Annotated in this window: 17 protein-coding genes; 8 read left to right on the top strand and 9 right to left on the bottom strand. The window is 34.8% G+C overall.

The features are described 5' to 3' along the window. Nucleotides 1–154 precede the first annotated feature (154 nt). Nucleotides 155–1,201: a beta-ketoacyl-ACP synthase III gene (locus ACPWTF_RS23830; RefSeq protein WP_095929132.1), complete on the bottom strand. Its 1,047-nt coding sequence runs from the start codon at nt 1,199–1,201 to the stop codon at nt 155–157. A 600-nt stretch (nt 1,202–1,801) separates the two neighbouring features. Beyond that, nucleotides 1,802–2,635, bottom strand: coding sequence for a universal stress protein (locus ACPWTF_RS23825; RefSeq protein ID WP_427873579.1), 834 nt, complete (start codon nt 2,633–2,635; stop codon nt 1,802–1,804). 214 nt (nt 2,636–2,849) lie between these two features. Between ACPWTF_RS23825 and ACPWTF_RS23820 the strand changes: the two genes are divergently transcribed. The 8 genes from ACPWTF_RS23820 (at nt 2,850) to ACPWTF_RS23785 (ending at nt 7,351) form a co-directional block, all read left to right on the top strand. Further along, the gene (locus ACPWTF_RS23820; RefSeq protein WP_427873578.1) at nt 2,850–3,188 is read left to right on the top strand and encodes a Crp/Fnr family transcriptional regulator; all 339 of its coding nucleotides are present in this window, start codon (nt 2,850–2,852) and stop codon (nt 3,186–3,188) included. Between the two features lie 96 nt (nt 3,189–3,284). Continuing rightward, nucleotides 3,285–3,434: a hypothetical protein gene (locus ACPWTF_RS23815; protein WP_427873576.1), complete on the top strand. Its 150-nt coding sequence runs from the start codon at nt 3,285–3,287 to the stop codon at nt 3,432–3,434. An 85-nt stretch (nt 3,435–3,519) separates the two neighbouring features. Beyond that, complete coding sequence (locus ACPWTF_RS23810; protein ID WP_427873574.1) at nt 3,520–4,053, top strand: YceI family protein; 534 nt, start codon at nt 3,520–3,522, stop codon at nt 4,051–4,053. Nucleotides 4,054–4,065: 12 nt separating this feature from the next. Continuing rightward, nucleotides 4,066–4,284: a tautomerase family protein gene (locus ACPWTF_RS23805; protein ID WP_095929127.1), complete on the top strand. Its 219-nt coding sequence runs from the start codon at nt 4,066–4,068 to the stop codon at nt 4,282–4,284. A gap of 21 nt (nt 4,285–4,305) precedes the next feature. Next, nucleotides 4,306–5,043: an SDR family NAD(P)-dependent oxidoreductase gene (locus tag ACPWTF_RS23800; RefSeq protein WP_427873571.1), complete on the top strand. Its 738-nt coding sequence runs from the start codon at nt 4,306–4,308 to the stop codon at nt 5,041–5,043. Nucleotides 5,044–5,063: 20 nt separating this feature from the next. Further along, nucleotides 5,064–5,438 (top strand): nuclear transport factor 2 family protein, encoded by a 375-nt coding sequence (locus tag ACPWTF_RS23795; protein WP_427873569.1) that lies wholly within the window; start codon nt 5,064–5,066, stop codon nt 5,436–5,438. Nucleotides 5,439–5,481: 43 nt separating this feature from the next. Then, nucleotides 5,482–6,507: an NAD(P)H-dependent flavin oxidoreductase gene (locus ACPWTF_RS23790; protein WP_427873567.1), complete on the top strand. Its 1,026-nt coding sequence runs from the start codon at nt 5,482–5,484 to the stop codon at nt 6,505–6,507. 448 nt (nt 6,508–6,955) lie between these two features. After that, entirely contained in the window at nt 6,956–7,351 is a 396-nt protein-coding gene (locus ACPWTF_RS23785) for a DoxX family protein (RefSeq protein ID WP_427873565.1), read from the top strand. Nucleotides 7,352–7,555: 204 nt separating this feature from the next. Here ACPWTF_RS23785 and ACPWTF_RS23780 read toward each other — a convergent pair whose 3' ends face one another. The 7 genes from ACPWTF_RS23780 to ACPWTF_RS23750 form a co-directional block, all read right to left on the bottom strand. Next, nucleotides 7,556–8,323 (bottom strand): LytR/AlgR family response regulator transcription factor, encoded by a 768-nt coding sequence (locus ACPWTF_RS23780; RefSeq protein WP_427873563.1) that lies wholly within the window; start codon nt 8,321–8,323, stop codon nt 7,556–7,558. Continuing rightward, nucleotides 8,304–9,320: a sensor histidine kinase gene (locus tag ACPWTF_RS23775; RefSeq protein ID WP_379799615.1), complete on the bottom strand. Its 1,017-nt coding sequence runs from the start codon at nt 9,318–9,320 to the stop codon at nt 8,304–8,306. Before ACPWTF_RS23775 ends, ACPWTF_RS23780 begins: the two co-directional genes overlap by 20 nt. A 261-nt stretch (nt 9,321–9,581) precedes the next feature. Next, a complete protein-coding gene (locus tag ACPWTF_RS23770) occupies nt 9,582–10,316 on the bottom strand; it encodes a DUF1223 domain-containing protein (RefSeq protein ID WP_427873560.1) in 735 nt (244 codons plus the stop codon). 91 nt (nt 10,317–10,407) lie between these two features. Then, nucleotides 10,408–10,818: an organic hydroperoxide resistance protein gene (locus tag ACPWTF_RS23765; protein WP_427873559.1), complete on the bottom strand. Its 411-nt coding sequence runs from the start codon at nt 10,816–10,818 to the stop codon at nt 10,408–10,410. Nucleotides 10,819–10,920: 102 nt separating this feature from the next. Further along, the gene (locus tag ACPWTF_RS23760; RefSeq protein WP_427873557.1) at nt 10,921–11,190 is read right to left on the bottom strand and encodes an alpha/beta fold hydrolase; all 270 of its coding nucleotides are present in this window, start codon (nt 11,188–11,190) and stop codon (nt 10,921–10,923) included. 5 nt (nt 11,191–11,195) lie between these two features. Beyond that, nucleotides 11,196–11,669, bottom strand: a complete 474-nt coding sequence (locus tag ACPWTF_RS23755; RefSeq protein ID WP_427875784.1) for an alpha/beta fold hydrolase — start codon at nt 11,667–11,669, stop codon at nt 11,196–11,198. Nucleotides 11,670–11,697: 28 nt separating this feature from the next. After that, a complete protein-coding gene (locus tag ACPWTF_RS23750) occupies nt 11,698–11,907 on the bottom strand; it encodes a hypothetical protein (protein ID WP_427873555.1) in 210 nt (69 codons plus the stop codon). Nucleotides 11,908–12,386 lie beyond the last annotated feature (479 nt).

Below are 12,386 nucleotides of genomic sequence, written 5' to 3'. Positions count from 1 at the left end.
TTAGAAAATAATAGGACGAAAGATAGACCAAAAAAACGGCTGGAATCACTATAACCCTGTAGTATTTATAGAAAAAATTCTTGCCTGTTTTTTTATTTTGGTTCTTTCTCCCCATTTATTCCCTCAACTGTAAAAATTGAAAAATCCTATCTTATTAGTGTTCTACTAGAACACCTTCTTCTTTTTTGTCTGCTTTTATGGTAGCAGTTGGATTTTTCTCACGCATAACGCCCCATTTTAAGCACGTTGCACCCCAAGAAAATCCTGCACCAAAAGTAGTGATCAATACATTTTGTCCTTCTTTAAAATCATCTTTGAAATCCCATAAACACAACGGAACTGTTGCAGATGTTGTATTTCCGTAACGATCAATGTTTACTTTTACTTTGTCAAAATCAATATTCAAGCTTTCGCTTACAGCATTAATGATTCTCAAATTTGCTTGATGTGGCACAACCCAATCAATTTTATCTGCTTCTAGTTCATTTTTTGCCAAAGCATCTTGCGAAACTTGACTCATTGCTGCAACGGCTCTTTTAAATACAAAAGCACCGTCTTGTTTTAAATAATGTGTTCTGTGCAAAAGACTCTGCATAGAAGTTGGATTTCTAGAACCTCCAGCCGGTACAGCTAGAGAAGAAACTCCGCTTCCGTCCGTTTTTAGAATCGTTTTCATTAAACCAGCATCAGATTCTGTTTTTTCTAACAAAACTGCTCCTGCTCCATCTCCGAAAAGAATACAAGTATTACGGTCTTCATAATCTACGATAGAGCTCATTTTATCTGCTCCAACGATGATTAATTTTTTGTAACGACCGCTTTCGATCATGTTTGCTCCCATTTCTAGCGCATACAAAAATCCGCTGCAAGCCGCATTCATATCAATTCCAAAAGCATTTGTAAGTCCGCTTTTATCGCAAACAATACTTGCTGTTGGCGCTAAAATATGATCTGGAGTTGCTGTCGCTACCAACAGCGCTTCTATTTCCTCGCGATCTACCTTATAGTTTTCGATAAGATTTTCAATCGCTGCTGCGGCAAGATCAGATGTTGCTGTGTCGTCGTCTGCGATTCTACGTTCTCTAATTCCAGTTCTTTTAATGATCCATTCCTCCGATGTATCAACAGTTTCTGAAATCTTTTTATTGGTCAAAATTGATGATGGCACGAAACCACCTATTGCTGTAATAACTGCGCTCATTGTTTTTATTTTTTTTTAAGCTTTGTACTCTTAGAACGCAATGCTTAATACTTTTTCTCTTTTTTTCAGCTCAGCTCAATTAAGAACTGATGCAGGAAACAGAGTGGTATTTCTTAAAAAGCCGATTAAATCTGCTGGCAATATCATTTATTGAGAAATATTGTTTTTTTAAACCTGAACAAGCTAAAATCATTATACAAAATCCAATTAAAATAAATTAAAAATATACACCAAGTGCTATCTCGGTATTACTTTGGAATAAAATCTTTAATTTATCTTATTTTTAAAATCATACAATGCTATTTCAGTTTGTAGATAATTCCCAATTATAGCTGCTGCCATACTGATAAAAAAACCTATTGCATTTAAGTTTTTAGAGTGCCACAAAATTAATTTAAAAAAATCTGAAACTAGCAGACAATTAAGAATAATTAACAAAACTGCCTTAAATGTTAAAATATATTTTTGAAATTCGGCATCAAGCACTAAAAATTATAGAATCCCTAAAATCAAAAAAAATCTGTTAAAATTTATTTTGATAAAATTTCTTCAAAAAAACCTTGTAATTTTTATATCATTGTTTTTAAAACAAATTAATCTTTAATAATTTGGAAACGACAATAATGGAATATCTAGCCCTGCTGCCAAAATTCTAGTTTTGCTTCTGTGAACCAAAGAATCCCAAAAACCGTATTTTTGAGGCACCATAATTAGCAAATCGGCCTCATAATTTTTTATTTCTTTCTTAATTTCGTTAATCACCGCATTCGATCTTATGGTTTTATACAAATATTTAACGTCTTCAAATTCTTTTTCGATATTCGAATTCATTAAAATTCTGTGCTGTTCTTCTTTCAAATCGTCCAATTTTTCGTCTACGCTAAAAAATTCGATTTCTGCTCCAAAATCTCCCAAAGCATTTTTGATCCAGCTAAACTTTTTAATAGCCGAAAAACTCAAACTATCGCAAGCGTACAATACTTTTTTGATATTCAAGAAATGGGCATTTTCAGGAACTGCCAAAACTGGAATTTGAAGATTCTTAATGGCTGTTGTAGTTGAATTTCCTAGTAATTCTTGTTCAAAAGAACGTTCTGCCATTCCCATTACCACAACATCTGCATTGGTTTCCTTGATAATTTTTGGAAGCTCATCTTCCAAAAAAGAATAAGTGCAAATTGCGGCTGTTTCAATTTTAAACGAATCTGCTATTTCTTTGGCTAAATTTTCTAGTCTAGAAATTGCTTTGTCAATCTGTTTCTGCATTGCATCTGCAGTAATATGCGAGTTTGCACTGTGTACACTCAGCGAAAATGAATTAAATAAAACTAATTTTGCTCCTGTAGCTTTTGCAAGCCCAGCGGCATAATTAACTGCATTAGTGGCAATGGCAGAAAAATTTGTTGCGGCGATTATAGTAAGAGGTGAATTCATAGAATATAATTAAGCTTTTGCGCAAAATTGCTTAAATAAAGGCTTCAAGCATTTTTTATATAACTGAATGATCATTTTTAACGACTCAACCGTAAAATATCATTTCTGAAAAAACAGACTTTCCTTTTTTGTTTCTTACTTTAAAAACCATAGAAAATAATCGGCTCTGTCCGTTTTAATATTTATTACTTTTACTTTTATTAAAACTTCAGCTATGGATGCCAAATCTTTATTAAAAGAACATGTTTCTAAAATTGTCACCTTAACAGACGAACAGTTTGATTATTTCTTTTCGCATTTTAAAACAGAAACTTTTAAAAAAGGGCAAACTATTATTAGTGAAAGTCAGGACGTTGAAAAAGAGTATTTTGTAGTTTCGGGCTGTTTAAAGTCCTTTTATGTCAATGATGACGTAAAAATGTACATCCTACAGTTTGCTATGCCAACTTGGTGGGCTTCTGATTATGCGGCACTTTACAACAAAACGAAAGCTACAATTAATGTAGATTGTGTGTCCGATGTTGAAATTCTTTCTCTTTCAAATCAGGATTGAGAGAAAATCTGTAGTGAAATACACGAAATAGAACATTTTTTTAGATGGAGAACCAATCGCGGTTATGTCGCTTCTCAGAAAAGATTGCTTTCTTTTATGAATAATGACACCAAAACGAGATACGAAGAATTGCTTGCCCTCTATCCTGCCTTGTACAACACCGTACCTAAACATTTAATCGCCGCTTATCTTGGTGTATCCAGAGAAACTTTAAGCCGATTGTACAACGCTTCTAAACCGCATTGACGAATGTGATCTACATCACGTAATCTATCTTGAATACCGCCATTACTTTGTACTATAAATTAATAACAATTTAAAATACAGAATAATGGAAACTAAAAATTTTAAAATTTCGAATACTGAAAGTCAAGTAAACTGGATTGGAAAAAAAGTTACTGGACAACACAATGGAACAATTAATATCGAGAATGGTCATTTTACTTTTTCTAATGACGAACTTAGTGGCGGAAATGTCGTTATAGACACTACTTCTATCTTAATTCTTGATGTTACCGACTCTGCAACAAATCAGCAATTTGCGGGACATTTGGCCTCTGAGGATTTCTTTTCTACAGACAAATTCAAAACTGCATCTCTAGACATTACAACTGTTTCTAAACAATCTTCTTCGGCTTATTTTATCGAAGGCAATCTTACTATTAAAGCCATTACACATCCAATTGGTTTCAATTTGGAAGTGGAAAAAAATGAAAACGATTTGAAAGCTTTTGGTAAAATCATCATTGATCGTACCAAATATGATATGAAATTCCGTTCTGGAAATTTCTTCACCAATCTTGGAGATACTTTGATTTACAACGAATTTGAATTGGATGTAAACCTAACAGCAAAACTTGCTTAATACTTAGAAATCATGCCATATGTAAAAATTGAAGTAACTCGTGAAGGTGTTACAAGAGAACAAAAACAGCAGCTCATTTCTGGTATTACGCAACTAATAACAGATGTTTTGGACAAAGATCCGAGTCTTACACACATCGTGATTCAAGAAATAGAATTGGACGATTGGGGATTTGCAGGCGAACAGGTTTCTGTATTGCGCGAAAGAGGTATTACTGCTCAAAAGAAATAATCAATTTAAAATCAGGAAAAAATGAAAACAATTATAGTAACCGGTGCTTCAACAGGCATCGGTAAATCAATAGCTCAGTTATTTTTAGAAAAAGGCTACAATGTAGTAATCAATTCTGCCAATTTGCAGAATCTTGAAACTACTTTTAAAGAATTAGGACATGCGAATCAACTTGCAATTGTACATGGTGATGTAAGCCGTATTGCAACCGGAAAAGAATTAGTTGAAACTGCTTTAGACCGTTTCGGAAGTGTTGATGTATTGGTAAACAATGCAGGGATATTCCAGCCACAATCTTTCTTAGATGTTGAAGAACAAGACTTAGATCGTTTTTTAAACATTAATTTAAAAGGAACTTATTTTACAAGCCAAGCAGCCGTAAAACAAATGCTGCAACAAGGTGAAGGATCAATTATTAATATCGGAACTGTTTTGGTAGATCATGCCATCGACGGATTTCCAGCAACTGCGCCTATTTCAAGCAAAGGCGGCGTTCATGCCTTTACAAGACAACTTGCCGCAGAATTCGGAAAAAACAATATTAGAGTAAATGCGATTGCTCCAGGGATTATTAGAAGTCCGCTTCAAGCTAAAACAGGCGTCGATAATGCCGATAGTTTGGCAGGATTACATCTATTGAAACGCATTGGAGAAACCCACGATGTGGCACAATTGGCTCTTTATTTGGCAGAAAGCAATTTTGTAACTGGCGAAATCATTAATTTAGATGGCGGACACGTTGCTGGACACAGCATCTGATAACTTCAAAACTTAAAATCATGGAAAATTTTTGCACAAATGCAGCGCTGATTACAGCTGTGCTTATGAATTATTTTAACGGAATTTATACTGGTGATGTTCCTTTATTGCGAAGTGTTTTTCATCAAGAGGCAATTGTTGGTTTTGATATTAATGGGGAAACTCATTTTAAAACCGTAAATCAATATCTGGAAGGCGCAAAAAACCGTAAAAGTCCGGAGGAATTGGGAGAAGAATTCAAAATGAAAATCCTATCTTTAGAAATTATCAATAATACCGCTGTCGCGAAAGTTCAAGTTCCGATATTCGAGTATGATTATTATGACCTTTTAAGTCTTATCGTTGTTGATGGAAAATGGGTTATCAGTAACAAATTAGCAACTAAAGTAAATTAAAATACAATGTGGAATTCAACCAAAATAACACAGTTACTAGGCATTGAGTACCCAATTTTACAAGGTTCCGATGGGCGGTGGTTTTTCAACTGCCGCTTTATTGGCTTCTGTAAGCAATGCAGGCGGATTGGGCAGTTACGGTGCTTATACGCTCACTCCCGAAGAAATTCGTGAAGCTGGAAAAGAAATCAAACTCGCTACTTCTAAACCTTACAATATCAATTTATGGGTTAATGATGTTGACAAAAGCCTTCTAAATTATCCTCCAGAAAAACTGGAAAAGATAAAACAGAATTTTAAACCTTATTTTGATGAATTAGGAATTCCGCTTCCTGATTTATCTTCGAACATTCCTTCTAAATTTGAAAAACAGGTAGAAGTTGTATTTGAACTCCAACCTGCTGTTTTCAGTTTTATTTTCGGAATTCCGTCAAAAGAAATACTGAAAGAAAGCCGAAAACTAGGCATAAAAACCGTTGGCGCTGCAACGACTTTAGAAGAAGCGCTTGCGCTAGAAGATGCCGAAGTAGATGCGATTATCGCTGCAGGATTTGAAGCTGGCGGACATAGGCCATCGTTCCTAAAACCAGCACAAGATTCTTTTACAGGATTGTTTACTCTTGTTCAGCAATTAAAAGCAAAAACTAAAACACCAATCATTGCTGCGGGCGGAATCATAGACGCAAAAGGAATAAAAGCAGCAATGGCTTTAGGTGCCGATGCTGTACAATTAGGAACTGCTTTTATGGTCACAGATGAATCGGGCGCTGCACCTGTTCATAAAGAAATGCTGTTTACTCATCCGAATGTTCCAACTACGGTTTCAAAATCGCTTACAGGAAGAATGGGCCGAATGATTAGCAATACAATCTCTGACGCTGTTCCCTTTGAAACGGAAGTACTTCCTTTTCCTCTTCAAACCAAATTAATCGCCCCTTTAAAAGTAGCCGCACTCGCTCAAGGAAGAACCGACATGATTAGTTTTTGGTCGGGACAAAATACAAGCAATTTAAAACATCATAAAGCTAGCGAACTAATGCAGTATTTAATTGCTGAAATGTCGGTGTAGTTTTTTAACGCAAAGTTCGCGGAGGATTTTCGTAAAGCACGCTAAGTTTATTTAATCTCGCAAAGTCGCAGAGTCGCAAAGTTTTTTTACCTCTCGCAGATTTGGCAGATTGAGCAGATTATATTTTTAATATTAAAAAATCCCAATAAATCTGCCAAATCTGCGAGAGAGAAATCCTTTTAATCTTTTTAATCTGTGGCTTTAAAAAATAAAAATTCTTGGCGACTCTGCGACTTTGCGAGATTAAAAAACCACAATATTTGCACAACTTTGCGAACTTAAAACGCAATCTAAAGAAAAAAAACTTAGCGAACTTTGCGTTAAAAAACACCAAGCCCATTAGCGTCCAGTTCACCCCAAATTTTGTCCGTTTCAACATAATTTCGATTTCGTTTTTAAGGCTTTCAACGCACATTTGTACCGTTAAATAACTTTAAATATCAAAATCATGAACTCAAAAACAACAAAAATTATCTATTGGACAGGCGCAGTATTAACTTCTTTATGGTTTGGCGCAAGCGGTTTCTTCGAATTAACAAATAATCCATTGGTTTGGGGCATTACACAACAATTGGGTTATCCAGCACATTTCATTTACATCCTTGGCGTTTTTAAAGTAGCCGGTGTCATTACCCTTTTAATTCCGAATAAATTATTACGATTAAAAGAATGGGTTTTCGCAGGCGTATTTTTCGATATTATCTTTGCTTTCTTTTCCAAAATTGCCGTTTTAGGTTTTGGCGCAGCAACCGATGCCATTATTGCCTTTGTAATGGTAAGTGTTACGTATGCAATGTATAGAAAATTATACACCGCAACTTATACTCCATCAGAAATAAACTAAAGAAAATATATCAAAATAAAATGCCTAATAATTGATATTAGGCATTTTATTATTTCTTATTCTTAATAACAAATCAAGATGAAAAAAATCATTCTAATTCTCTGTTTTATACTTTCGGCTTTGTTTTTTATAAGCTGTTTTATGTTTCCTGGATTGTAAAATCAAGCCAATTAGTTTGTCTGAAAAAAGATAAATTAATTGGTTTTATCGGTTTTCTAACCAGCTTAAAAATGCCGTTGCTTTTTCTTTTCCTACCAATAATTTTTCTTCTGTTGGAACGCTTAATTTCACGATTATTTTACGCGAAAAATAATGTTCTGCTTCTCGTATAGCCGAAAAATTAACCAAATATTGTCTGTTGATTCTAAAGAACTGAATTGGCGATAAAAGCTTATGAATCTCATCTAATGACTGCGTTAACGGATATTCGTTTTTGTCTAAAGTCATAATTGTCGGCGTTTCATTTTTGATGTAGAAAAACGCAATATTCTCGGTTAAAACCGTCTGATATTTATTGTTTTTGAAAACTAAAAAACTGCTTTTTCCTTTATTTTCGCCATTTCTGGTCAATAAATAATCAAAATCGGGCATGGCTTTTTTATTTCTCTGAAAGAAGTTTTTCAATTCTCCCGCTTTCTTTAAAGCTTGGGAAATGCTGTCTCTTGAAAAAGGCTTCAAAACATAATCAATTCCGTTTGATTTAAATGCTTCGATGGCATAATCATCAAAAGCGGTACAGAAAATGACAGGCGACAAAACCTCAACATTCTTAAAAATCTCAAAACACTGACCGTCTGCAAGTTGAATATCCATAAAAATAAGATCTGGCTGATCGTTTTCTAAAAGATACTCTACTGCGCCGTCAATGCTTTGTATATAAGACAAAATCTGAACATCGGGTCTGATGCTCAGAATTAATTGACCAAGTGCTTTGGCCGTTTTTACTTCATCTTCAATTATTATGATAGTCATAATTTAGTGGTATTTTTACTTTAAAGGTAGTTTCGTCTTTGTCAATTTCAATTTCTTTATGAATCAGGTGCATAAAACGCTGATTGATATTATCTAAACCAACACCTGTAGACACGGCGCCTCTTTTGAGCTGAATTTTATTTTCAACTACCAAAAACTCATTTTCTGTATAAAGCTTTATTTTGAGAGGTTTATCTAAAGAAACAACATTGTGTTTGATGCAGTTTTCAATTAATAATTGTAAAGTAAAAGGTGGAATTGCCGAATCGTACTGCTTTGGATCGATTTCATTTTCTAAAACAAATCCGTCTTCAAAACGCGCTTTCAGCAGATACACATACGAATCCAGAATCTGAATTTCTTCGCTCAGCGGAATCAAATCCATTTTTCGGCTTTCTAGCGTAAAACGGTAAAAATCGGATAATTTCAAGATAAAATCAGAACTCTGCGGATCTTGGATATCGACCATAGATTTTAGCGTATTCAGACTATTAAATAAAAAATGCGGATTTACCTGCTGTTTCAATAATTCGTATTGAGCGCCAAGGTTTACAGCTTTTGTGCGTTCTAGCTCAACTCCCATTTGCTGTGTCTGATAATTTTGAAAAAGCAGATGCAGGAACATATAGACAATCAAGTTGATTAAAACTCCTCGAAGTTCGAACATGATTGGCGCATCCATTTTTGAAACCTGAAACAGTTCCTGATGTGCGATTACCAAAATCACCATTAAGACAATCCCTAGAATAACACTCAGTAAAAGTTTCCAGTTAAACAGGCTTTTGTTGGCATGATTAGCAGAAAATTTTGGTAAACTGTAAATGTTGTAATACCATATAAAAAGGGAGAACAACAACGTAATCGAAGAGTTTATAATAAGGTCTCCAGGTGTAGAATCGGCATCAAATAATTTAGGTATCGAAGCCATGACCGCCAATGCAATCGAACTTCCCCAAATGACTTTGAGCGAAACCTGAAAACGTTTTGTTTTTTCCATATTGTAATTGGTTAGTTATGATCAAAGATAAGTTTATTTGAAAAAGATTTCACGCAGATTTTTACTGATTTTAGGAGATATGCGCAGATAAATTTTAATCTCGCAAAGTCGCTAAGGCGCAAAGTTTTTTTTATTCTCATTTTGTAGAGCTACTCACGGAGATCCCTCGTTCCTCGGGATGACAAACAGGGCGGAAAACTAGAATCAAAAAAAATCTGCTAAATCTGCTAAAATCACTTTAAATCTGCGTGAAATAGAAAACTAAGCCTTCTTTACTCCCAAAATAGCACCTGAATTCATATCTTGTACAAAACCAATGATTTCGAAATCCTGTGCATTATAATTTTTAGGAAGACGAATTGATGCTGCTCCTTTTTTGGCTTTGTTTAAATCTACAGATTGGAGATTACGAACAATTTGATAATGCGATAAAACCCGATGCGCATTCTCGCCTCTTTTTACATTGCTTTTAGCTTCTTTCTGAACAACTGCAAGCAATAAACGGCTGTTTTTTGAAGTGGCTTCGACGTTATAATTTACTGCAAGCGAATTCTCTTTTTGAATGCTTTCTAAACTTAAGCTTGTCGAAACTGGCTTTGAAAGCGCCGATTTAATTCCGTTTCTGAGACTCGTTTCTTGAGAACCGATATAATCAGTTTTTCCGTTAATAATTACTTGGGGCGTGTAAATTGGTTCTTTCCCCATAAATTGGGCATAATCGTATTGTCTTTTGGTAAAATCGGCATTACTAAAAATGTCTTTCCAGCCCTGTTTGTCCCAATAATCTACATGATAAGCCAATACATAAACGTTTTTATCTCGGTATTCATTCTGAATTTTTCCAAGCAATTCATCAGCAGGCGGACAGCTCGAACAGCCTTCGGAAGTATATAATTCTAAAAGTGCAAAACCTTTTGAGTTGTTTTGACTAAAAACGCTGTTTCCAATTAAAAAAAACAGCATTATAAAACCACTTAAAATTTTTATCTTTTTCATAATTAAATTTATTAAACCTGACAGGTTTTAAAATCCTGTCAGGTTTGTTGAGAGCTGAATTATCGCATCAACTCATAACTTAAAACTCTTTTTAAAGAATATTAATCTCAACGTTTATATTCCCTCTAGTCGCTTTAGAATACGGACAAGTCTGATGCGCTTGTGCCGCCAAAGTTTCTGCCGTTTGAGTATCAATTCCTGGAAGACTAATATTTAATCTTGCCTGAAGCGAATATTCTCCTTCTGTTACGCCCAAATCTACTTCGGCGTCGACAGCGGTTTCGGCTGGAAGTCGAACCCCAAGTTTAGAAGCTGCAATTCCAAGTGCTCCAATAAAACAAGCTGACCATCCTGCAGCAAACAATTGCTCTGGATTTGTTCCCGGACGTGAAGATCCTGGTGCGCTTAATTTGATATTCAATTGTTCGTCTGAACTTTGAGAAGCTCCTTCTCTACCGCCTGTTGTGTGTGTTTTTCCTGTGTATAAAACTTTTGTTTCCATGATTTTTTTGTGTAAAATGTTATTTGTAAAAAGTGAAATGTTTATTGATATTGATTTTTGCTATTGCAATTGCTATTGAATTTGGGATTTAAAAATTGGAATTTACTTAGAGACGTCAATTATCGCTTGTGCAAACGCCTTTGGATCTTCTTGCGGAACATTATGTCCGATTCCTTTTAAAACTCTGTGTTCGTATTTTCCGGTGAATTTGTTTGCATAGACTTTTCCATCCGCGAAAGCGCCGTCAAAATCACTTCCTATTGTAATGGTTGGAACTTTGATTTCTGGTTTTGCTGCCAAACGTTTTTCTAAAGAATCGTATTTAGCTTCACCTGCTTCTAGAGATTGTCTCCATCTGTAATTGTGAATCACAATCGCTACATGATCTGGATTATCAAAAGACTGGCCGTTTGATCGTAAGTTGCTTTGTCAAAATTCCATAAAGGAGAAGCGATTTTCCAGATTAGTTTATTAAAATCGTAAGTGTTTTGAGTGTAACCTTCTTTTCCCCTTTCGGTTGCGAAATAATACTGGTACCACCATCCTAATTCGGCTGTTGGAGGAAGCGGTTTTAAGTTTGCTTCTAAGTTCACCACCAAGTAACCACTTACAGAAACCAAACCTTTTACACGTTCTGGCCAAAGTGCCGATACTACCACCGCAGTTCTCGCTCCCCAGTCGAAACCGCCAATTACAGCTTTGTCAATTTTCAGCGCATCCATAAAAGCGATAATATCACTGGCTAAAGCAGCTTGTTGACCGTTTCTGAAAGTTTCTTTCGAAAGAAAAGTCGTAGTTCCAAATCCGCGTAAGTATGGTGTAAAAACGTGATAACCTTTTGCTACTAAAATCGGAACGACTTCGTTATAACTGTGAATATCATAAGGCCAGCCGTGAAGTAGTATTACTGGAGTTCCGTTTGACGGACACTGCTTCTGTATAGCCCACGTTCAATAATCCAGCATTAATTTGTTTTAAAGTTCCAAGTGAACTGTTTACTTCAATTGTTTTTTGTTTTGAAGTTTGTGCTTGAGTGAAAGCTGCATTCATAAAAAGAATAGCGATTAGAATATTGGATAGTGTTTTCATAATTTTTTATTTTTTGCTTAGTTGATTATCAGTTAATTTCTTCGTCAAAGGTATCTTGACATTGTTTGTTTTAAAAGGTAAAAAAAGGTGAAGTGGACAAACTTTAGGTTGAAATGGACAGGCTTTAATTTGGGATAACTTTAACGCAAAAAGCACAAAGGATTCGCAGAGAACACAAAGATTTTTTTGAGTTGAAACTAAGTTTCTTTTAAGTTCACAAAGGCTTATTTACCAAACTTTACGTTTTTTTTGCCACAGATTAAAGGATTAAAATGATTAAAATCTGTAAAAAACAATTTAATCTGTGGCTAAACTTTCAACACAAAGCTTTGCGAATTTAATGTCTATTGACATTCTCCTTAAACAGAACTTCCCGTACTTTGCGAAAATCCTTTGCGCGCTCTGCGTTAAAAACTATATGCATTTCAACTCAAAACTTTTTTTTCAAATGATTAAAATCTGTGCAAATCAATTTAATC

This window comes from Flavobacterium sp. MMS24-S5 (assembly GCF_050320125.1).
Classification (GTDB): Bacteria; Bacteroidota; Bacteroidia; order Flavobacteriales; family Flavobacteriaceae; genus Flavobacterium; species Flavobacterium tyrosinilyticum.
The sequence above is the reverse complement of the archived record's forward strand: the minus strand, read 5'-3'. Positions and strand labels throughout refer to the sequence as shown.

Coding starts and splice junctions, on each gene's coding strand:
- ACPWTF_RS23830 (WP_095929132.1), bottom strand. CDS start 1,201: ATGAGCGCAGTTATTACAGCAATAGGTGGTTTCGTGCCATCATCAATT.
- ACPWTF_RS23825 (WP_427873579.1), bottom strand. CDS start 2,635: ATGAATTCACCTCTTACTATAATCGCCGCAACAAATTTTTCTGCCATT.
- ACPWTF_RS23820 (WP_427873578.1), top strand. CDS start 2,850: ATGGATGCCAAATCTTTATTAAAAGAACATGTTTCTAAAATTGTCACC.
- ACPWTF_RS23815 (WP_427873576.1), top strand. CDS start 3,285: ATGAATAATGACACCAAAACGAGATACGAAGAATTGCTTGCCCTCTAT.
- ACPWTF_RS23810 (WP_427873574.1), top strand. CDS start 3,520: ATGGAAACTAAAAATTTTAAAATTTCGAATACTGAAAGTCAAGTAAAC.
- ACPWTF_RS23805 (WP_095929127.1), top strand. CDS start 4,066: ATGCCATATGTAAAAATTGAAGTAACTCGTGAAGGTGTTACAAGAGAA.
- ACPWTF_RS23800 (WP_427873571.1), top strand. CDS start 4,306: ATGAAAACAATTATAGTAACCGGTGCTTCAACAGGCATCGGTAAATCA.
- ACPWTF_RS23795 (WP_427873569.1), top strand. CDS start 5,064: ATGGAAAATTTTTGCACAAATGCAGCGCTGATTACAGCTGTGCTTATG.
- ACPWTF_RS23785 (WP_427873565.1), top strand. CDS start 6,956: ATGAACTCAAAAACAACAAAAATTATCTATTGGACAGGCGCAGTATTA.
- ACPWTF_RS23780 (WP_427873563.1), bottom strand. CDS start 8,323: ATGACTATCATAATAATTGAAGATGAAGTAAAAACGGCCAAAGCACTT.
- ACPWTF_RS23775 (WP_379799615.1), bottom strand. CDS start 9,320: ATGGAAAAAACAAAACGTTTTCAGGTTTCGCTCAAAGTCATTTGGGGA.
- ACPWTF_RS23770 (WP_427873560.1), bottom strand. CDS start 10,316: ATGAAAAAGATAAAAATTTTAAGTGGTTTTATAATGCTGTTTTTTTTA.
- ACPWTF_RS23765 (WP_427873559.1), bottom strand. CDS start 10,818: ATGGAAACAAAAGTTTTATACACAGGAAAAACACACACAACAGGCGGT.
- ACPWTF_RS23750 (WP_427873555.1), bottom strand. CDS start 11,907: ATGAAAACACTATCCAATATTCTAATCGCTATTCTTTTTATGAATGCA.